General features: G+C 71.5%; 18 protein-coding genes and 1 tRNA gene. 12 read left to right on the top strand and 7 right to left on the bottom strand.

The genetic code is table 11. The features are described 5' to 3' along the window. Nucleotides 1–38: 38 nt before the first annotated feature. The 4 genes from ACYVJE_RS06290 to ACYVJE_RS06275 all read right to left on the bottom strand — a co-directional run bounded on the left by ACYVJE_RS06290 (nucleotide 39) and on the right by ACYVJE_RS06275 (nucleotide 2,608). The gene (locus ACYVJE_RS06290; protein ID WP_461143687.1) at nucleotides 39–809 is read right to left on the bottom strand and encodes a hypothetical protein; all 771 of its coding nucleotides are present in this window, start codon (nucleotides 807–809) and stop codon (nucleotides 39–41) included. Then, on the bottom strand, nucleotides 806–1,318 hold the full coding sequence (locus tag ACYVJE_RS06285; RefSeq protein WP_461143686.1) for a DUF6114 domain-containing protein: 513 nt from the start codon (nucleotides 1,316–1,318) through the stop codon (nucleotides 806–808). Before ACYVJE_RS06285 ends, ACYVJE_RS06290 begins: the two co-directional genes overlap by 4 nt. Before the next feature lie 21 nt (nucleotides 1,319–1,339). Continuing rightward, the gene (locus tag ACYVJE_RS06280; protein ID WP_459157891.1) at nucleotides 1,340–1,951 is read right to left on the bottom strand and encodes a DUF6230 family protein; all 612 of its coding nucleotides are present in this window, start codon (nucleotides 1,949–1,951) and stop codon (nucleotides 1,340–1,342) included. 189 nt (nucleotides 1,952–2,140) lie between these two features. Then, on the bottom strand, nucleotides 2,141–2,608 hold the full coding sequence (locus tag ACYVJE_RS06275) for a hypothetical protein (RefSeq protein WP_461143791.1): 468 nt from the start codon (nucleotides 2,606–2,608) through the stop codon (nucleotides 2,141–2,143). Nucleotides 2,609–2,933: 325 nt separating this feature from the next. Between ACYVJE_RS06275 and ACYVJE_RS06270 the strand changes: the two genes are divergently transcribed. Continuing rightward, complete coding sequence (locus tag ACYVJE_RS06270; protein WP_461143685.1) at nucleotides 2,934–4,580, top strand: cation:proton antiporter; 1,647 nt, start codon at nucleotides 2,934–2,936, stop codon at nucleotides 4,578–4,580. 99 nt (nucleotides 4,581–4,679) lie between these two features. Here ACYVJE_RS06270 and ACYVJE_RS06265 read toward each other — a convergent pair. Continuing rightward, nucleotides 4,680–4,764 (bottom strand) — tRNA-Ser (locus tag ACYVJE_RS06265). Nucleotides 4,765–4,835: 71 nt separating this feature from the next. After that, nucleotides 4,836–5,348, bottom strand: coding sequence for a MarR family winged helix-turn-helix transcriptional regulator (locus ACYVJE_RS06260; protein WP_461143684.1), 513 nt, complete (start codon nucleotides 5,346–5,348; stop codon nucleotides 4,836–4,838). A gap of 223 nt (nucleotides 5,349–5,571) precedes the next feature. On the opposite strand from ACYVJE_RS06260, the gene ACYVJE_RS06255 reads away from it, so the two are divergent. From ACYVJE_RS06255 to ACYVJE_RS06215, 9 genes are all read left to right on the top strand, one after another. Then, nucleotides 5,572–6,546 (top strand): ABC transporter ATP-binding protein, encoded by a 975-nt coding sequence (locus ACYVJE_RS06255; RefSeq protein ID WP_461143683.1) that lies wholly within the window; start codon nucleotides 5,572–5,574, stop codon nucleotides 6,544–6,546. Beyond that, the gene (locus ACYVJE_RS06250) at nucleotides 6,543–7,316 is read left to right on the top strand and encodes an ABC transporter permease (protein WP_459157886.1); all 774 of its coding nucleotides are present in this window, start codon (nucleotides 6,543–6,545) and stop codon (nucleotides 7,314–7,316) included. The genes ACYVJE_RS06255 and ACYVJE_RS06250 overlap by 4 nt, the downstream gene beginning before the upstream one ends. Before the next feature lie 174 nt (nucleotides 7,317–7,490). Beyond that, nucleotides 7,491–8,471: an NAD(P)H-quinone oxidoreductase gene (locus tag ACYVJE_RS06245; RefSeq protein WP_461143682.1), complete on the top strand. Its 981-nt coding sequence runs from the start codon at nucleotides 7,491–7,493 to the stop codon at nucleotides 8,469–8,471. A 236-nt stretch (nucleotides 8,472–8,707) separates the two neighbouring features. Beyond that, complete coding sequence (locus tag ACYVJE_RS06240; protein WP_459157884.1) at nucleotides 8,708–9,250, top strand: bacterial proteasome activator family protein; 543 nt, start codon at nucleotides 8,708–8,710, stop codon at nucleotides 9,248–9,250. A 333-nt stretch (nucleotides 9,251–9,583) separates the two neighbouring features. Continuing rightward, the gene (gene wzm / locus ACYVJE_RS06235) at nucleotides 9,584–10,435 is read left to right on the top strand and encodes a galactan export ABC transporter permease subunit Wzm/RfbD (RefSeq protein ID WP_461143681.1); all 852 of its coding nucleotides are present in this window, start codon (nucleotides 9,584–9,586) and stop codon (nucleotides 10,433–10,435) included. 13 nt (nucleotides 10,436–10,448) lie between these two features. Next, nucleotides 10,449–11,357, top strand: coding sequence for a galactan export ABC transporter ATP-binding subunit Wzt/RfbE (gene wzt, locus ACYVJE_RS06230; RefSeq protein ID WP_461143680.1), 909 nt, complete (start codon nucleotides 10,449–10,451; stop codon nucleotides 11,355–11,357). 116 nt (nucleotides 11,358–11,473) lie between these two features. Further along, nucleotides 11,474–12,406 carry a galactofuranosyltransferase GlfT1 gene (gene glfT1, locus ACYVJE_RS06225; RefSeq protein WP_461143679.1) on the top strand — a complete coding sequence of 311 codons (933 nt, stop codon included), beginning with the start codon at nucleotides 11,474–11,476 and terminating at the stop codon, nucleotides 12,404–12,406. Between the two features lie 671 nt (nucleotides 12,407–13,077). Continuing rightward, nucleotides 13,078–16,431: an arabinosyltransferase domain-containing protein gene (locus tag ACYVJE_RS06220; RefSeq protein ID WP_461143678.1), complete on the top strand. Its 3,354-nt coding sequence runs from the start codon at nucleotides 13,078–13,080 to the stop codon at nucleotides 16,429–16,431. A 129-nt stretch (nucleotides 16,432–16,560) separates the two neighbouring features. After that, on the top strand, nucleotides 16,561–16,821 hold the full coding sequence (locus ACYVJE_RS06215) for a hypothetical protein (protein WP_459157879.1): 261 nt from the start codon (nucleotides 16,561–16,563) through the stop codon (nucleotides 16,819–16,821). A gap of 388 nt (nucleotides 16,822–17,209) precedes the next feature. On the opposite strand, the gene ACYVJE_RS06210 is transcribed toward ACYVJE_RS06215, so the two are convergent. Further along, nucleotides 17,210–17,641, bottom strand: coding sequence for a GtrA family protein (locus ACYVJE_RS06210; protein ID WP_459157878.1), 432 nt, complete (start codon nucleotides 17,639–17,641; stop codon nucleotides 17,210–17,212). Between the two features lie 254 nt (nucleotides 17,642–17,895). Here ACYVJE_RS06210 and ACYVJE_RS06205 point away from each other — a divergent pair, with 254 nt between their 5' ends. Together ACYVJE_RS06205 and ACYVJE_RS06200 are read left to right on the top strand one after the other, a co-directional pair. Then, entirely contained in the window at nucleotides 17,896–19,260 is a 1,365-nt protein-coding gene (locus ACYVJE_RS06205; protein ID WP_459157877.1) for an FAD-binding oxidoreductase, read from the top strand. Nucleotides 19,261–19,328: 68 nt separating this feature from the next. Then, entirely contained in the window at nucleotides 19,329–20,084 is a 756-nt protein-coding gene (locus tag ACYVJE_RS06200) for a decaprenylphospho-beta-D-erythro-pentofuranosid-2-ulose 2-reductase (RefSeq protein WP_459157876.1), read from the top strand. Nucleotides 20,085–20,215 lie beyond the last annotated feature (131 nt).

The raw sequence follows: 20,215 nt of genomic DNA, 5'->3' as shown, positions 1-20,215 counted from the left end.
CCGGCAGGGTTCACGGGGTCGGGCGCTCGGGCAGCGGGTCAGCCGGCGGGCCGGAGACCGGTCCGGGCGTCGGGGACGTGCAGCTGAGCTGCGCTCAGCTCGACGGTGCGCACGGTGACGTCGTCGAAGGTGAGCGCGGGAAGGCGCAGGAAGCTCAGGTCCACGTCCGGCGGGGCGAGCGCCCCGGCCGACAACACCACCGGAACGAGCGGGAACCCGGCCACGTCGAGCGTGCCGCTGAGCTCGCGCACCTGCATCTCGACCGGTCCGGACACCGTGGACACCGCACCGGGGGCGCTGGCCACCCGCAGTTCGCGGCCGTTGCCCAGGTTCGAGCGCTGCACGAGGCCCGTCACCTCCAACCTGTCCGCGGTGAAGTGCAGCGTGGTCACCGTCCGGCCGGCGACCTGCTCCTGCGAGGTCCCGTGGAACCGGGAGCCCACCAGGGTCAGCTGCTCGGCCGTCATCGTCCAGGTCCGCCCGGGGCCCGGTGCGGCACCGGCGGAGTCGCCGGTGGGCAGCTTCCCGGGGGAACCGCCCCCGCCGGGAGCCCGCTCAGGCGGGGGCTCGGACGCCGGATCCCCCTGCGGTGGCTCCTCCCGCGGCGTTTTCCCCGGCGCGGGCTCCTCCGACGGGTCCGGCGCCGCGTCCCCGGAGCCCGGGGAGGGGTTCTGCGCGCCGCCGTCCGGGGCCGATTCCTCCTCGGAGCCGCCGAAGAGCGGCCCGAGCACGGGGAGCTCCGCCTGCGCCGAGGCCGCCGGCGCGAGCAGCAGCAGCACGACCACCAGCGGCAGCAGCGCGCGTCTCACGACTCACCCCGCCCGCTGGACGCGGAGGCCTCCGCGGGCCGGGGCGGACCGGTGCGCTCCTCGGCGGAGGGCTCGGCCTCGGGTCCCGCGCGCCGCTCGGCCGCGCGCCCGCGGCGGCGCTGCTCGGCCGCCCGGGCGCGCGGCGTCGGCGACCAGGAAATCCCGAGCGCAGCACCGGTGATCCCGAGCATCGTGGCGATGAGGAACGTGCCCAGGTTGGCCGCGGAGATCGCGGCCAGCGACAGCAGCAGCGTGACGATCCCCGCCGCCAGGCGGAACTGCGGCCGCGCCAGGAACGCGCCGCCGCACACGAGCAGCACCACGCCGATCACGCTCGCCGAGACCCCGCCGACGGTGTTCAGCGTGATGACCGCATCGCCCAGCCGCAGCGAGGCGAACGGCGGGAACAGCACCGCCAGGCCGGCCAGCAGCGTGCACACCCCGGCCCCGAACGGCCGGGCGCGGCGCCAGTTCCGGAATGCGCGCCAGGTGTTCTTCACCGCAGCCATGGGAACCTCCCGGACGAGGGGTCAGAAGCACTCGTTGCGGCCGGGTTCCGCCGTGATCTGCACCTGGTTCATGCGCAGGGTGGAGGCGGTGGTCGACCACGCCTGCTGCTTGAGGTCGGACAGGTGCATGGCGCCGGCCTGGATGCCGAAGTTGCCGGTGGTGGCGTGCTCGCCGCCGCTCGGACCGACGTCGAACGTCCCCGCGTCGCGGCCGATCTGCACGTCGTCGAGCGTGAGGTCACCGTTGACCTGCTCGACGCCGAGGACCATGTTCTTCGCGGTCATCCCGTCCTCGCCCGGCGCTTCGATGCGCAGGGTCATCTGGCCGACGCCGGGCATGTCGTCGAGCAGGATCGACTGGCAGAAGTTGTCCAACCGCGCCTCGCTGAAACCGTTGACCATCACCGGGTGCGCCTGGTCGGCGCTCTGGTCGACCGATCCGTACTGGACCACCCCGCTCGCGTCCAGCTGGTCGGCCGTGGCCTTGTAGGTCGTGCCCGACACGGCGAAGGACGCGGCGAGCGCGCCGCTGGACAGCCCGGCGAACATCACTCCGATCCCGGCGAGACCGAGCACGAACACGAGCGCGAAGATCAGCCACCGAGTCCGCCCGGAAGACACCTCACCCGCCATGACGCCTCCCCGCGAGTGCTGGTGAGCCACCCAACCCCAGAAGTGACCCGCATTACCGTACTGGCGAGTAACTCTAGGAGACGCAAGACACTGAACGCTGTGAACTGGTTCACCAATTCAGATTAATTCCGTGATCAATTCGCATGTAGATCACTACCGCCCGTGCACAATCCCGCAGCGGTCGTACCCTCAACCGCCCGCTCCCGGACCCGCCTCGGACCCCGGCCCCGCCTCGTGCCCGGGCAGCGGGTTCCCGTCGGCGTCCACGCTGCGCTCGCGCTCCTTGAGCTCGGCCTCGTGCACGTGCCGCTGCCCCGCGCACAGGTGCTGCCGGACGCGCCTCTCCTCGGCGCGGAAGCTCTCCCAGTACCCGTCGTCGAACTCCTCGACCACCTGGAACGTCCACCGCCCCGGCAGCACGTTGCGCCCGACGAGCACGCTCTCCAACCGCTCGGCGGCCTCCTCCTGGCCCGCGCGGCGCAGCTGCGCCACGGCCTCGCAGAGCTGCTCGTCCGCGGAGCCGATGAGCTGGTGGAAGTCGTACAGCCGCCCGCGGGCGCGCTCCACCTTCTCCAGCGCCTCGGTGACCTTGCCGACCGCGGCGGCCGTGTCCTCGTCCACTCCCTCGGGGCGCCGGCGCAGCGCAGCCGAGTCCACCGCTCTCCACGGCCGCGCGGGGCCACCGCTCGACTGCTCGGGCACGGGCACCTCACCGGCAGCTCGGCCTTCGACCTCGGTCACCCCCGCAGTCTGCCGCACGCGTCCGCGGCGCGCCGCCGGGCGGCGGGGTGGGACGCGGCTCGGTGCGGTCCGTTCGCCGGGCCCGCGCACTCCCGTTCGAGTTCACGGCCAACTGCAACACCAGCTACCGTCTGAGCACGGACGTCCGTTTTGCCTAGTGAGCGGGGTTCGTGCACCGTGTGCTCGCACGGGCGCGGGGCCTCGTTGCTCATGTGGAACTGGAGCTGGAGCGGAGTCACCGATGAGCGTGCACGACTTCTACACGTTCGCGGTGATACTCGCCGTGGCCGCAGCCGTGGGCCTGCTGGCGACCCGCCTGCGCCAACCCCTGATCGTCGCGTTCATCGCGGTGGGCATCCTCGCCGGTCCGGTCGGCGCCGGATGGCTCCCCGGAGGCGAGCGGATCGACCTGCTCGCCCAGCTGGGGATCGCGGTCCTGCTGTTCCTGGTGGGGCTGCGGCTCGATCTGCACCTGATCCGCACGACCGGCCCCGTCGCACTGGCCACCGGCCTGGGGCAGGTGCTGTTCACCTCGATCGTCGGGTTCCTCATCGCCCTCGGACTCGGCATGGACCCGGTGACCGCGCTCTACGTCGCGGTCGCCCTGACGTTCTCGTCCACGATCATCATCGTCAAACTGCTCTCCGACAAGCGCGAACTGGACGAGCTGCACGGCCGCATCGCCGTGGGTTTCCTCATCGTCCAGGACCTGGTCGTCGTGCTGGCGATGATCGGTCTGACGGCGTTCGAACGGCAAACCGGCTCCACGATCGCCGTCAACGTGGCGACCACCGTCGGCAAGGGGCTCCTCCTGCTGGCGGGCCTCGCGATCGTGATGCGCTACGTCCTCCCCCGGCTGCTGCAGCACGTCGCCCGTTCGCAGGAACTGCTCGTCCTCTTCGGAGTCGCCTGGGCGGTTGCCCTGGCCGCGCTCAGCGACCGGCTCGGGTTCGGGACCGAGGTGGGTGCGTTCCTGGCCGGAGTGGCGCTGGCCTCCACCCCCTACCGCGAGGCCATCGGCGCCAGGCTGGTCAGCCTGCGGGACTTCCTCCTGCTGTTCTTCTTCCTCAACCTCGGCGCCCAACTCGAATTCGCGAACGCCGCTCGCCAGCTCGCCGAAGCGGTGGTGTTCTCGGCGTTCGTGCTGATCGGCAATCCGCTGATCGTCGTGCTCATCATGTGCACCATGCGCTACCCGGTGCGCGTGGGATTCCTCGCCGGTCTCACCGTGGCCCAGATCAGCGAGTTCTCGTTGATCCTGGCCGCGCTGGGTCTGAGCCTCGGCCACATCGGCACGGCGACGGTCAGCCTGATCACGATCGTCGGGCTGATCACCATCACCGCCTCGACCTACCTGATCCTGTACTCCAAGCCGCTCTACGAACGGCTCAAGCGGTGGCTCGTTCCGCTGGACCGCTCCCACACGCGCACCGCCGAAGCCGGCGAACTCCCCGCCGACATCGACGTGATCCTCTACGGGCTCGGCCGTTTCGGCAGCAGAGTCGCCCACCAGCTCACCGACGCCGGATACCGCGTCCTCGGCGTCGACTTCGATCCCAAAGCGGTGGCCGTCTGGAACAACGACCGGACCACAGCCGTGTTCGGCAGCGGCGAAGATCCCGACTTCCTGCACTCCCTGCCGCTGCACCAAGCCCGGTGGGTCATCAGCACGATCCCCGGCATCGACACGAACCTCGCGCTCATCCACGGGCTCCGGAACCACCAGTACCGAGGTCGCATCGCGCTGACCGCCCACACCCAGCACGAGGCCCGCCGCCTCGACCGCGCCCAGCCCGACATCGTCCTGGAACCGTTCACCTCCGCCGCGAGCGCCACCCTGTCCTTCGTCACCGACGACCTCGACCCACCAGGAGCCGGTCGACCATGAGGGCGCCTCGTGGTCCCGCAGCGTCTCCGATCCTGCCGACGCCCGCGGCGCCGGTCGGTCCGCGCCCGGCCCGACCGGCGCCGCGGCTGCGCACGGCGGCGGAGGCGGAGGGATTCGAACCCCCGGAACCTCGCGGTTCGCTCGCTTTCAAGGCGAGTGCATTCGGCCGCTCTGCCACACCTCCTCGGCACCGCCAGCCTAGCGGGCGCGCCCGCGCGGAAGGCCGCCCGGGCCGGAACGGGCACGCCGCGGGGGTCAGTCGACGGTCGCAGCGGCCCGGGCACCCCCGGCGGAGTCCGTCGCCCGCTCGTGCTCGATCAACCGGCCGAACACGCGCGCCAGCACCTCCTGCTCCTCCTCGGTCAGCAGGTCGATCATGTGCTCGCGCACCCCGGCCACGTGCCACGACGCAGCGCTGCGCAGCTTGTCCCACCCGGCCTCGGTGAGGATCGCGAACACGCCCCGGCCGTCCTCCGGGGAGTCGCGGCGGACGACCCAGCCGGCGCGCTCCAGCCGCCGCACCTCGTGCGAGATCCGGCTCTTCGAGTGCGCCACGTCGTCGGCGAGGTCGCGCATGCGCATGCGCCAGTCGGACTGCTCGGAGAGCCGGACGAGGATCTCGTACTCCGCGATGGAGAGGTCGTGCTCGGCCTGCAGCTCGCGGTTGAGCCGGTGCTCCAGCAGCGCGCTGCCGACGATGTACGAGCGCCACGCCGCCATCTCGCGCTCGTCGAGCCACTCGGCCCGCCGCTCGTTCCCGTACCTCACCCGGCCAGGCTACCGTTACGCGCGCATCGCCCGGACGAACGGAGCTTTTCGCGCGCGGGGCCTCGCGGCGCCCGTGCAACGCGGTGCACCGGCACGGCTGCCGCGGTGCACCGGCCGCGAACGCGCGGCACCCCGCGCACGCGGTGCGCTGCCCCTGCCACCTCGGCGGCATTAGGCTCGACCGCAGCACCCGCATCCCGGAGCGCCCCGGAAAGAAGGAACTGTGACCGCCGCGGTTGAGATCGTCGACCTGGTCAAGCGCTACCCGAAGAGCGGCACCACCGCCGTGGACGGCCTGACCTGCACCGTGCACCACGGCGAGATCTTCGGCCTGCTCGGCCCGAACGGCGCCGGCAAGACGACCACGGTCGGCATCCTCACCACGCGCGTCGTCCCCACCAGCGGCGTGGCCCGGGTGGCCGACGTCGACGTGGCCCGCGATCCGGTGGGCACGCGCCGGCACGTGGCCGTCGTGCCGCAGCGGGTCAACCTCGACCGCTCGCTGAACGTGCGGCAGAACCTGCTCTGGCACGCGATCTACCACGGCGTGGACCGGCGCACTCGGCGCCGCCGCGCCGACGAGCTGCTCGACCGCCTCGGCATCGCCGAGAAGGCCACCTCCCGCGTCGACCACCTCTCCGGCGGGCAGTCCCAGCGGGTGATGATCGCCCGCGCGCTGATGCACTGGCCCGCGGTGCTGTTCCTCGACGAACCCTCCACCGGACTCGACCCGCAGGCCCGGCTGTTCGTCCACGAGCGCATCGCCGAGCTCCGCCAGGCGGGGGTCACGGTCGTGCTCACCACGCACGACATGGACGAGGCCGAGAAGCTCTCCGACCGGGTCGGCATCGTCGACCACGGCAAGCTGCTCACCCTCGACACGCCGCGCGCGCTGATCAAATCGCTGCCCGGCAGCGGAGCAGTGCACGCGAGCCTGCGGGCGGACGGGCACGACGCCGCGGAGATCTGCGCCCGGCTCGGCGAGGTGGACGGCGTGCACCGGTGGGAGCGGATCGACGACGGCGACGGCGCCGAGGACCTGCGGCTGCGCCTGTACGTGGCCGAGGAGCCGGCGACGATGCTCGCCCCCATCGCGCGCACGCTCACCGCGCACGACGTGGACATCCTCGAGCTGTCCCCGGCCAGCGCCACCCTCGAGGACGTGTTCATCGAGCACACCGGAAGGGAGCTGCGTTGACCTCGGTCCGCGCGTTCTTCGCCGTCCTCGGCCGCGACGTCGTGGTCACCGGGCGGGAACTGCCCAGCTTCCTCGCGCAGGTCATGATCCAGCCGGTGTTCATGCTGTTCATCTTCGGCAACGTGCTCGGCCAGCTCGGCTACGTGCAGCCGGAGTACGCGCGCATCCTGCTGCCGGGCATGATCGCGCTGAACTCGTTCCTCGTCGCGCTGCAGACCACGTCGTTCCCGCTGGTCGTCGACTTCTCCTACACGCGCGAGATCGACGACCGGCTGATGGCGCCGCTGCCGACGCCGTGGGTGGCGCTGGAGAAGATCCTCTTCGGCGCCACGCGCGGGTTGTTCGCCGCGGTGCTCATGGTGCCCATCGGATTCCTCATGCTCGGGCCGATGCACTGGGAGTTCGGCGTCGCCACGCTGCCCGCCGCGGTGTGCCTGCTGCTCGGCGCGGTCACCGGTGGAGCGACCGGGCTGACCTTCGGCACCGCCGTGCCGCCGCACCGCATCAACATCATGTTCGCCGTGCTGCTGGCCCCGCTGATGTTCACCGGGTCCACGCAGTTCCCCTGGGCGCAGCTGCACGACCTGCGGTGGTTCCAGGTGGTGTGCGCGGTCAACCCGCTCACCTACGTCAGCGAGGGCCTGCGCGGCGCGCTCGTGCCCGGGATCCCGCACATGCCGCCGTGGATCTGCGTGCTCGCGCTCGTGCTCGCCTGCGCGGTGTTCACCTACGCGGGGATCCGGTTCTTCCTCCGCCGCGCGCTGGACTAGCAGGACCTCGTTGAGCCATTTCGCGTGCTGATCTCCGCAGCGGAGCAGGCGGCGGAACCTCCGATGTCGCTCCGCGCGGGGGGAGGAAGCGGCCTCGCCGCTCGCCCGGCGGACCGCTGCCCCTCCGGCGGCCTCCCCGGCGCACCTCCCCGGAGCAGTCCTAGTGTCGGGGACATGTACGCGATCGCGATCCGCGAACCGGGTTCCCCGGACGTGCTGGAATGGACCGAACACCCGGATCCGCGCCCCGGCGCGGGCGAAGTCCTCATCGAGGTGACCGCCAGCGCGGTCAACCGCGCCGACCTGGTGCAGCGCCAGGGCTCGTACCCGCCGCCGCAGGGCGCCAGCGAGATCCTCGGTCTGGAGTGCTCGGGCACGATCGCCGAGCTCGGCGAGGGCGTGACCGGCTGGTCCGTCGGCGACGAGGTGTGCGCGCTGCTCGCCGGCGGCGGCTACGCCGAGAAGGTCACCGCACCGGCCGAGCAGGTGCTGCCCAAACCCGACGGGGTCGGGCTGACCGGCGCGGCCGGGATCCCCGAGGTCGCCTGCACCGTGTGGTCCAACGTGGTCATGCACGCCGGACTGCGGCAGGGCCAGCTGCTGCTGGTGCACGGCGGTTCCGGCGGGATCGGCAGCATCGCCGTCCAGATCGGCGTCGCCCTCGGCGCGCGCGTGGCCACCACCGCCGGTTCCCCGGAGGGCCTGCGCCACTGCCGCGAGCTCGGCGCGGAACTCGCCGTGAACTACCGCGAGGAGGACTTCGCCGCGGCGGTGAAGGAGCTCGGCGGCGCCGACGTCGTCCTCGACAACATGGGCGCGTCCTACTTGGACAGCAACCTGGCGGCGCTCGCGCCGGACGGGCACCTGGCCGTCATCGGCATGCAGGGCGGCAGCACCGCCGAGTTGAACATGGGCAAGATGCTGCTCAAACGCCTCAGCCTCTCCGTGCTCGGGCTGCGCGGACGCCCGGTGCACGGCCCGCACGGCAAGGCGGCCATCGTCGCCGACGTGCGCGAACGCCTGTGGCCGCTGATCGGCTCCGGGCAGGTGCGCGTGCACGAGCACGCCCGCGTGCCGATGCCCGAGGCCGCGCGCGCCCACGAGATGCTCGAGGCCGGCGGGGTGCGCGGCAAGGTGCTGCTCGAGCGCCCCTGAACGCGAGTACCTCACCCGCCCGAGGGGTGTGTACCTCTCGCGCGAAATGCGCACAACCCCTCGGGAGGGCAGCAGGTCCGCAGCGCCTGCCCGCGGGCCTGCCCGCAGCTCCCGCCAACGGTCTGCCCGTGGTCCCGCGGGAACGCGCGTCGGGAGCACGGCGGGCTGGCGAGCCGGGCACAATGGTGCGCGGGAAGGAACCGCGCACCGGCGGGACCGCCGGACCGGGAGGAACGATGTCGCAGTTTTTCCTCAGCCAGGACGAGCAGGGTGAGCCCGAGCACCGTTCGTCCGTCTTCGTCGTCGGGGACGACGCGCAGGCCGGCGGCGGGGACGCCGAGGAGCCCGAGCACCAGGGCGAGGACCTGCGCGGCATGGTCGAGCAACCGGCGAAGGTCATGCGGATCGGCACGATGATCAAGCAGCTGCTCGAGGAGGTGCGGGCGGCACCGCTGGACGAGGCCAGCCGCGGTCGTCTCAAGGAGATCCACCGCAGCTCCATCCAGGAGCTCGAGCAGGGCCTGGCTCCGGAGCTGGTCGAGGAGCTGCGGCGGCTGTCACTGCCGTTCACCCAGGAGGAGACGCCGTCCGAGCCGGAGCTGCGGATCGCCCAGGCCCAGCTCGTCGGCTGGCTGGAGGGGCTGTTCCAAGGGCTGCAGACGGCGCTGTACGCCCAGCAGATGGCCGCGCGGGCCCAGCTGGAGCAGATGCGCCGCGGCCTGCCCGCCGGTCAGGAGCAGCAGCAGGAGTCGGGGCCGCGCACCGGCCAGTACCTGTGACTCCGGCACCCCGGGAAGCCCGGGACCTGCGAAACCCGGCCCCTGTGCAGCGCCACCAGCCGGGACCGCGTTCCCGGCTGGTGGCGGCCCAGCACGCGGCCCCGCGGCACCGCGGCCCCGCGGCACCGCGGTCGTGCGGACTCGTGCAGCGCGGCCGCGGGACAGCGGACACCGGGTGGCCCAGCGGACACCGGGGACAGCACGGCGGACATCGAGGGCGAGATCGGGCGCACCGGGCGGGGATCTCCCCACCGGTGCCGGAAAAGTACGATCACCGGAGGTGGGCGACGCCCCGAGCAGGCGCCGCGCCGACGGTCGGTAGTCTGACGCATTGTGCAGGCGACAAGCACGCAGGAACACGTTCCGGCTCCCCCCGCGAGCTCGCCGCGCTCCTGGCGCAAGGGCATCGGCGACGTCACCAGTGCGCTGCAGCAGCGCGAGCTGTGGGCGCACCTCGGCTGGCAGGACATCAAGCAGCGGTACCGCCGCTCCGTGCTCGGTCCGCTGTGGATCAGCTTCGGCATGGGCGTCACCGCCGCCGGTCTCGGGGTGATGTACTCCACCATCTTCGGTCAGGACCCCTCCGAGTACGTGCCGTACATGGCCATCGGGTTCATGATCTGGTACTTCATCCTCGGCTCGCTGACCTCGGGCTGCGAGGTGTTCATCCAGAACGAGGGGTTGATCAAGCAGCTGCCCGCGCCGGTCACCGTGCACGTGCTCCGCACGGTCTGGCGGGAGTTCCTGCTCTTCCTGCACAACTTCGTCGTCTACTTCGCGATCCTCGCCATCTTCCGGCCGCCGATCGACTGGACGATCATCACGGCGGTGCCCGCGCTGGGGCTGCTGCTGCTCAACGGCGGCTGGGTCGTGCTCCTGTTCGGCGTGGCCAGCACCCGCTTCCGGGACATCCCGCCGGTGGTCAACAGCCTCACCCAGCTGCTGTTCTTCATGTCGCCGATCGTCTGGCCCATCGAGGTGCTCAAGGAGAACGCCGGCCCGCGGGCGTGGCTGGCGCAGCTCAACCCGGTCTACCACTACGTGGAGATCCTCCGGGCCCCGCTGCTGGGACAGCAGCAGGTCTGGCACCACTGGTTCGTGGTGCTGTGCCTGACGGCGGCGGGGTGGCTGCTCGCGCTGCTCGTCCTCCGCAACTACCGCTCGCGCGTGCCGTACTGGGTCTGATCGGGAGGAAACCGTGGTCAGCATCGACGTCTGGAACGCGGCGGTCGACTTCCCGATCTTCGACGCGAAGTCCCGCTCGCTGAAGAAGGCCGTCCTCGGCAAGACCGGGGGCAAGATCGGCACGGACAGCAAGGTGCCGATCATCGAGGCCCTGCACGACATCAACCTGTCCCTGCGGCACGGCGACCGGGTCGCGCTGGTCGGGCACAACGGCGCGGGCAAGTCCACGCTGCTGCGGCTGCTGTCCGGCATATACGAACCCACCCGGGGCAGCGCCCGCGTCGTCGGCCGCGTGGCCCCCGTGTTCGACCTCGGCGTGGGCATGGACCCGGAGATCTCCGGTTACGAGAACATGCTCATCCGCGGGCTGTTCCTCGGCATGAGCCGCAAGGAGATGCTCAAGCGGGTCGACGAGATCGCCGAGTTCACCGAGCTCGGCGACTACCTGGAGATGCCGCTGCGCACCTACTCCACCGGCATGCGGGTGCGCCTGGCGCTGGGCGTGGTCACCTCGATCGACCCGGAGATCCTCATCCTCGACGAGGGGCTCGGCGCGGTCGACGCGGAGTTCATGGAGAAGGCCCGCAACCGGCTGCACGCCCTGGTCAAGCGCTCCGGGATCCTGGTGTTCGCCTCGCACTCCGACGAGTTCCTCGTCGAGATGTGCGACACGGCCCTGTGGATGGACCAGGGGGGGATCAAGGAGCGCGGCGACCTGCGCCACGTGCTCACCCACTACAAGGGCTACGACCCGTTCCCCTACCTCAGCAAGGAGGCCCAGCAGCGCCTGGGCAGCGCCGAGACCGCGACCAACGGCGCGAACCGCTCCGACCTGGAGTCGGCGGCGCGCGCCAGCTCGGCCGGAGCCGCGGCCGAGGGGGCGTGCGCGCAGTCGAGTTCGGAGAACGACGCGAGCGCGTGAGCACCGACCCCGCCCGGAGCGAGCCGACCCAGCCGGAGCCCACCTTGTCCGAGCCCGCCACCCCGGATCCCACCCAGCCGGAGCCCGCCTTGCCCGAGCCAGCGCATCCCGAGCCAGTGCAGCCCGAGTCAGCGCAGCCCGAGCGCACGCTGCCGGACGACGCCGTCGTCGCGGTCGTGGTCACCCGGCACCGGCGCGAGCTGCTCGCGGAGTCGCTGAAGGTGATCGCCGGGCAGACCCGCGCGCCCGACCACCTCGTCGTCGTGGACAACGGGCCGGACCAGCCGGCCGCGGACGTGGTGGCCGAGGCGCCGATCCCGGCGACGTACCTGCCCGCGCACCGCAACCTGGGCGGCGCCGGCGGCTTCGCGCTGGGCATGCTGCACGCGCTGGCGCTCGGCGCCGCGTGGGTGTGGCTGGGCGACGACGACGGCCGCCCCGCCGACGAGCACGCGCTGCGCACGCTGCTGGACGAGGCCGAAGGGCGCGGGCTGGCCGCGGTGTCGCCGGTGGTGGTCAACATCGACACCCCGGACAGGCTCGCGTTCCCGCTGCGGCGCGGTCTGACGTGGAAGCGGCGCCCGGAGGAGCTGCGCGGCCCCGACGGCGCGGACTTCCTGCCGGGCATCGCCTCGTTCTTCAACGGCGCGCTGTTCCGCGCGGGCACGCTCGACGTGATCGGCGTGCCGGACTACCGGTTGTTCTTCCGCGGGGACGAGGTGGAGATGCACCGGCGCGTGGTGCGCTCCGGGCTGCCGTTCGGCACCTCCCTGCGCACCCGCTTCGTGCACCCGGACGGCTCTGCCGAGTTCAAGCCGATGCTCGGCGGCCGGCTGCACGCGCAGGACCCGGCGGACGCGAACAAGCGCTACTACACCTACCGCAACCGGGGCTACCTGCTCTCCCAGCCGGGGATGCGCAAGATCGGCGCCCTGGAGGTGCTGCGCTTCGGCCTGTACTTCGTGGGGCACCGGCGCGATCCGAAGGCGTTCCGCGACTGGCTGCGGCTGGTGCGCCAGGGGCAGCGGGAGCACTTCTTCCGCCGCTGAGGGAGTCCGCGTATTGGCCGTTGAGGGCGAGCGGATGGGGGAACCTCCGGCGAGACCTCGCTGCGGCACCCCCGGCATCGGGTAGCCACGCGCGGCCACTGAGCAGGTCCTGCGCGGCCGGAGCCCCCGCGCAGGACCTCCGCCGCGCGGAGCCCCGCGCGGTGCTCCGGCCCTGCTGCACCGCGGCCCCGCGGTCCTTCCGGGGCGCGCGGATCCGAGGGAACGTTGCGGCCCCGCTCCCCGCTGGGCGCGCTCCGGCCGAGGTGCTCCCGCCCACGGGGTTGTTCCGACCGCGGGGCTCGCCCCCGCTGGGCGCTCCCGATCGCGGCGCTACCGCCCAGGTCTTTCGAGAACACCGTCCGGACCGCGGAACCCTCGCGCGAAACCGACGATCCGCGCACCGCCCGGTCGCATGAGGACAATTCGTGTTTCCGCGAGAATGCCGCGCACTCGGCGCCGATCCGACATTCCGCGGGCGCGCTCCGCGCGGAAGAGCCGCCGAAACCCTGTGTCATTCCGGGGGAAAACAGATCACCGACCGGTCACGGAACGCTGAGACGGAACTGAGAGCGCGCTGAGATCCCAGCGCACGGCGTTACAGGACGTGGCAGCTCGCACAAGCACCGCACTCGGGGGAAGGGCCCGCGCACCCGGCTACTATTCTCGCTTCCGTGTTCACCGGGCATGATCAGCAGCAGCACTCGGACGGGCAGGAACCGTCCGCCACACCCCGCGGCGGCCCCGGGGCGTCGCCGCGACGGGTCACGCTCCTGGCGACGCTGCTCGGCCTGCTCGGCGCGCTGCTCTCGCTCGCCGTGCCGTTCATGCCGGTCAACCACGAGATCACCACGCTGAAGTGGCCCACGGCCGAGGGCACCAAGGCCGTCTCCGCACCGCTGGTGTCCTACCAACCGGTGTGGCTGAAGTTCGACATGTCGTGCGAAACCGCGCGGAGCCTGGACGCGCGGACCCCCGGCACCGGCACGCTGCTGGCCACGAACCCGCCGAACTCCGATTACGGCAAGCTCACCGGGCTGAACCTGGAGATCAGCAACGGGCAGCTCTCCCTGCTGACCGCCGGTGAACGCGTCGGCAGCGCGGACCTGCCCGCGGGCGACTGCGCGATCTCGATCGACTCGGACGGCAGCAGCACCACGGCCAGCGTCGGCGACGCGCAGCTGGCCCAGCTCAACGGCGACCAGCGCCCGCAGGTGACCGGGGTCTACTCCGACCTGGACGAGAACCAGGACCCCGTGTCCGGCACCTCGTTCCAGGCCCGCGTGGACGACCGGTACGAGAGCTCCCCCACCGTCCTCAAGATCGCGGTGATGCTGCTCGCCGTGGCCTGCTTCATCGGCTCGATCGTGTGCGTGCGCCGGCTCGACGTGCGCGCGGGCAGGAGACCGCCGCGGCTCGTGCCGCGCGGGTGGTGGCGGCCCACCTTCCGGGACACCTCCGTCATCGGCGTGCTCGCGCTCTGGTGGATCGGCGGCGCGATGACCTCCGACGACGGTTACATCCTGTCGATCGCGCGAGCACGCGAGTCCGCCGGCTACGTGATGAACTACTACCGGTGGCTCGGCTCGCCCGAGGCGCCGTTCGGCTGGTTCTACGAGCTCTACGCCTTCTGGGTGCAGATCTCCACGGCCACGCCGTGGGTGCGCCTGCCCGCCCTGATCATGGGCATCCTCAGCTGGATGCTCATCAGCCGCGAAGTGCTGCCGCGGCTGGGGCAGCAGGTCCGCCGCAGCCACGCCGCCGGCTGGGCCGCAGCGGCCGTGTTCCTCGCGTTCTGGCTGCCCTACAACAACGGGCTGCGCCCGGAACCGGTCGTCGTGCTGTTCTCCCTGCTGGCGCTGTGCGCGGTGGAGCGCTCGGTGGCCACCGCGCGGCTCATGCCGGCCACCCTCGGCCTCGTCGTGGCCGCGCTGTCGGTGGCGGCCAACCCGCACGGGCTCGTGTCCGTGCTGCCCTACATCGCCGCGGCGAAACCGCTGGTGCGCCTGCTGCGCAAGCGCATCAACGCCTACGGCTGGCTGCCCGTGCTCGCGCCGATCGCGGCCTCCGGCTTCGTCATCCTCGCGCTGATCTACGTCGACCAGACCTGGCAGTCGGTGCTGGACGCGACCTCGATCCGCACCGAGATCGGCCCGAGCCAGAGCTGGTTCGAGGAGTTCAACCGGTACGTCCTGCTGTTCAGCTCCTCCTCCGACGGGTCGATGACCCGCCGCTTCCCCGTGCTGCTGGTGATCCTGTGCATCGCCACCTGCCTGGTGATGCTGCTGCGGCGCGGGCGGATCCGCGGGGCGTCGCTGGGGCCGAGCCGGCGCCTGCTGGCGATCACCGCGATGTACTTCGTGGTGCTCATGCTCACCCCCACCAAGCACACCCACCACTTCGGCATCTACGCCGCGGTGGGCGGCGCGCTCGCCGCCCTGACCGCGCTGGCGACCAGCAGCACCGTGCTGCGCTCGAAGCGCAACCGGGCCGTGTTCATCGCCGGGCTGCTGCTGATCCTGGCGTTCTCCACGACCGGCCCGAACGCCTGGTGGTACGTCTCCGGGTGGGGCGTGCCCTGGTTCGACAAACCGCCGCAGCTGTTCGGCAACGGCGTGAGCACGTACCTGCTCGTCGCCGCCGGCATCGCGCTGGTCGTCGCCTTCATCGAGCACCTGCGCATCGACGAGAACAACCCGAAGGTCGTCGACGAGAGCTTCACCAGCTACGAGAAGCGCAGCCGCGCGCTGCGGCTGGGCACGGCTCCGCTGTCGATCCTGTGCGCGCTGCTCGTGCTGTTCGAGGTCGCCAACTTCGCCAAGGTCATCCAGAAGCAGTGGGGCAGCTACTCGGTGGGCGCGGACAACGTCCAGCAGGTCGCCGGGGCGAGCTGCGGCCTGTCCGACTACGTCTACGTCGAGACGAACCCGAAGAACAGCATGCTGCCGGTCTCCGACAGCCAGCCGGCGCGGGCGGCGCCGCTGGAGGAGGACTCGAAGCTCGACATGCCCCCCTCGCGGCTCGAGGAGCAGGAGAGCCCGGACGAGTACCTGCAGGCCAAGATCACCGGGTTCGACCGCGGCCGGCTCCCCGACGGCGACGGCACCGACCCGACCGAGCCCGACTGGACCCCGCCGCACAGGTTCGGCACCGACGACGCACCGGTGTGGGGCAGCTACGACAAGCAGGGCCTGAGCACCGGCGAACTGCGCACCCAGTGGTACGACCTGCCCGAGCGCGCCGCGCAGGGCGAGGTGCCCGTGGTCGTCTCGCTCGCCGGCAACGAGGTCGGGGCGAACTCGCTGTACCTGGAGTTCGGCCGGGAGACCGAGGACGGCTTCGAGGTGCTCGACCGCCAGGGCATCGCGCAGAAGGGCGCGCCCAGGTGGCGCGACCACCGCTACACGATCTCCGGGGACGCCGAGAAGGCCACGAAGGTCCGCGTCGTCGGCGTCGACCAGGCGATCGGGCCGAACGGGTGGCTGGCGTTCAGCGCACCGCGAGTGCCGCAGCTGGTCAACATGACCGACTTCGTGCACGACCAGCGCACGTTCGTGGAGTGGCCGGCGGCGCTGGTGAACCCGTGCCTGGACTTCCCGGGCAGCCACAACGGCGTCGCGGAGATCCCGCGGTTCCGCGTGGCCGGGGGAGCCGAAGTGCGGGAGATCGGCCAGGGCTGGTCCTCCCCGGACGCGGGCGGGCAGTTCGGCTGGCTGAACGTGGTCGCGAGCATGCGGGAACTGCCCACGTACCTGCGCAACAACATCCACCGCGACTGGGGATCGCTCTACGCGGTGGACCCGTACCAACCGGACGCGCTGCCGGCGCAGGCGGCGATGCAGGTGCACTCGGAGACGCACTGGGGCACCTGGCGGCCCGGCCCGCTGCCGAACCCGGTGCACCTGCCGGGCGACGTTCCCAACTCGAACGACCGCAACAACATCCGCGTGTTCAACGAGAACGACAAGGACCGGAACTCCCAGTCGGACGACGACCAGGATTCGAACAGCCCGGCCGGCGGGCAGTAGGGGCGGCGCGCGGCGGCCCTCCCGCCGTGCGGGGACCACCCCGCACGTTCCGCGCGTCCGCCCGCGGCGAACTCCGCCGACAGCGGACAGCGGTGTCGCTGCCCGGGTCCGGTGTGCTGCGCTCGAGGCATGACCACGAACACGCGCCCGTGCCTCGTCCTGCACCTCACCGGTGGGAGCTCGCCGATCCGCATCGCCCTGGACGGTGACGAAGCCGACCTGCTCGCCGACGCGCTCGAAGACGTCGTCACGTCCGGGCAGACGCGCTCGCTGACCATGGCCGACGGGAACCGGTTCCTCGTGAACTTCGGGCACGTCGCCACGGCGCACATCGAGGCGTCCCGCCCCGACGGGGCCTACGGCGCACCGAGCGGCACGACGGGGTTCTGAGGGACGTTCCAAGCGCGAGTCGCCCACGACCCCTGCAGCGGAACCTCCTGCACGTCCCAGCTGCCCCGGACAGCGGACATCGAGCAGTCACTGCGCACCGTCTCGCCGTCCTCGCGAGAGCCGCGCAGGAGAACCCGCCGATGGAAGCGCTGCTCAGGTGGCCCCTCGGCGCTGCGCCGGGGAGAGACGGGCGACATCGAACCGCCCCGCCAGCTCCCCGGCGGTAGCTCCGCGGAGACCGCCGGCGGGTCGGTCCGCGCAGGCGGGGGGAAGCGGCCGCGCCGTTCGCCCGACGGGGCACCGCGGCCGGGCACGCGGCCGGGCCACCGGTCCGCGCGGGCTCCGGCGCGGGGGCACGAGGGGGCGGGGGCGCGGCGGGCTCACCTGCTCAGTCGCGGAAGACGACCCACTTGAGCATCACGAAGTTGATGAGCGTGCCCAGGCCCTGGCCGATGACCCAGCACAGCCCGAGCAGCACCGCGCTGCCCTCGGCGTTCAGCAGGATCACCGAGGCCTGGTTCGTGCCGATGTTCACGAAGAACGTCGCCACGTAGACGACGACGAACCCGCCGGCCTTCAGCGCGGTGTTGCCGGTGTTCGCCCCCCGGAAGGTGAGCCTGCGGTTGAGCAGGTACGAGGTGCCCGTGCCCAGGACGAAGCTGGTCGAGCGGGCCAGCCAGATGGGCAGGCCCAGCGAGAGCAGGAGGGCGTAGCTGCCGATGTCGATGAGCGCGCAGCCCCCACCGATGACGATGAAGCGGAAGAACTGGCGGAACAGCCCCAGCTTTCGCCGGCCGGCTTCGACTGCTGATTCGGCCACGGCCACGATTCACCTCAGCGCTCGGTACGACGGGAGGCCGGCCTCCGCGCACACGAGCGGTGGCGGTGACCGCCTGCGGGCGGTGAGACCCGCTTCCGGACACGGCGTGTCCCACGGGAGTGTACCGGCGTCCCCGCGGGGTGCATCGCACCGCCGACCTGCGATGCCGTCTTTCGTCCCCGCCGGGTGTTCTGCCCGGATCCGCGCACGAGCCCCGCGTGGCGGGCACCTCTGCCGTGGCTAGACTCGGCGAGGTGGAACCGGCAACAGATGAGCTACGCACGCTGACCGGCTGGGGACGCACCGCGCCGACCCAGTCCCGCGTGATCAGCACCCCGGACGTCGAGGTCCTCTCCCGCGCGGTGCGCGAAGCCGGGGAGCGCGGCGTCATCGCCCGCGGCCTCGGCCGCAGCTACGGCGACCCCGCGCAGAACGCGGGCGGCACGGTCATCGACATGACCGCGCTGAACCGGATTCACCGCGTCGACGCGGACGAGGCGGTCGTGGTCGTCGACGCCGGGGTGTCACTGGACACCCTGATGCGCCGGCTGCTGCCGTTCGGCCTGTGGATCCCGGTGCTGCCGGGCACCCGCCAGGTCACCGTCGGCGGCGCCGTCGGCGCCGACATCCACGGCAAGAACCACCACTCGCAGGGCTCGTTCGGCAGCCACGTGCTGGCCGTGGACCTGCTCACCGCCGACGGCGAGGTCCGCACGCTCACCCCGGACGGCGAGGGCAGCGAGCTGTTCTGGGCCACGGTCGGCGGCATGGGGCTGACCGGGATCATCCTCAACGCCACGATCCGGCTCAAGCGCGTCGAGACGGCCTACTTCCTGGTGGACAACGTCCAGACGAAGAACCTGGACGAGCTGCTGGAGCTGTTCACCGACGGCTCGGACGACAACTACACCTACTCGGTCGCCTGGTTCGACTCGCTCGCCCGCGGCGAGAAGATGGGCCGGGCGCTGCTCACCCGCGGCAACCCGGCGAAGGTCGAGGACCTGCCGAAGAAGCTCCGCGCCGAGCCGCTCAAGTTCGACGCCCCGCAGCTGGCCTCGCTGCCCGACGTGTTCCCGAACGGGCTGCTGAACCAGTTGACGATCAGCGCGTTCAACGAGGTGTGGTGGCGCAAGGCACCGACCAAGTACGGCATCGTCCAGAACATCACCCAGTTCTTCCACCCGCTGGACCTCGTGGGCGAGTGGAACCGGGTGTACGGGTCGAACGGGTTCCTGCAGTACCAGTTCATGGTCCCGTTCGGGCAGGAGGACGCCTTCCGGCGGTCGATCGACAGGATCTCCGCCTCGGGCCACGTGTCGTTCCTCAACGTGCTCAAGACGTTCGGCGAGGCCAACCCGGCGCCGATGTCCTTCCCGCGCAAGGGCTGGACGCTGACCGTCGACATCCCGATCACACCGGGCCTGGACCGGCTGTGCCAGCAGCTCGACGAGATGGTGCTGGAGGCGGGCGGCCGGCTGTACCTGGCCAAGGAGTCGCGCACCTCGGCCGAGATGATCGAGCAGATGTACCCGCGCATCGACGAGTGGCGCAAGATCCGCGCCTCCGTCGACCCGGAGGGCGTGTTCCGCTCGGACCAGGCGCGGAGGCTCGGCCTGTGACAGCCGCGCCGCCGATCCGTTGACCCCGAAGGCATTTTCGCCTCAGACATGAGCCGGAGGCTTGACCTGTGATTGACGCGGTAGGTAACCCCCAGTCCCTGCTCGTGCTCGGCGGCACGTCGGACATCGCGCTGACGACCGCGGAGAAGTACGCGCAGAAGCGCCCGCTGCGGATCGTGCTGGCCGCGCGGGAGGGCGAGCGCCTCGAGGCCGCCGCCGAGCGGCTGCGCGCCACCGGCAGCACCGTGACCACAGTGGACTTCGACGCGCGCAGGGAGGACACGCACGCCGAGGTCGTCGACAAGGCCTTCGCCGACGGCGACATCGACATCACGCTGGTCGCCTTCGGCGTGCAGGGCGACAACGAGCAGGGCTGGACCGATGTGGACGCCGCCCGCGAGGTCGCCGAGGTCAACTACGTGGCGCCGATGACGCTGGGCGTGCGGTTGGCGGAGAAGCTGCGCAAGCAGGGCCACGGCCACCTGGTCGCCATGTCCTCGCCCGCCGCCGAGCGCGCCCGCAGGTCCAACTTCGTCTACGGCTCGTCGAAGGCCGGCATGGACGCCTTCTACACGGGGCTGACCTACGCGCTGGCGGACTCGGGCGTGAAGGTCACCGTGGTGCGGCCGAACTTCGTGCACACCAAGCTCACCGAAGGCCTCAAGCCCGCCCCGATGGCGCAGAAGCCCGAGCAGGTCGCCGACGTGATCGTCGACGCGGTGCGCAAGGGCAAGGAGCAGGTGTGGGCCCCGGCGCAGATGCGCTGGGTGATGTCCGCGCTGCGACACGTGCCGCGCGTGCTGTTCCGCCGCCTGTCGTTCTGAGAAGAACTTCCGCAACGTTGTGCTGAGGTGGTTGCTCGGCAGAACCTCCAGCGCCGCTCATGCCCCGGGGTGCTCGACATCGGGTAGCCACCTGCACGACGTCGAGCCTTCCCCGCATGAGCCGCCCCGGA

This window comes from Salinifilum aidingensis, from assembly GCF_054782015.1.
Note: the sequence above shows the minus strand (reverse complement) of the source record. Positions and strands in the feature narration are given on the sequence as shown.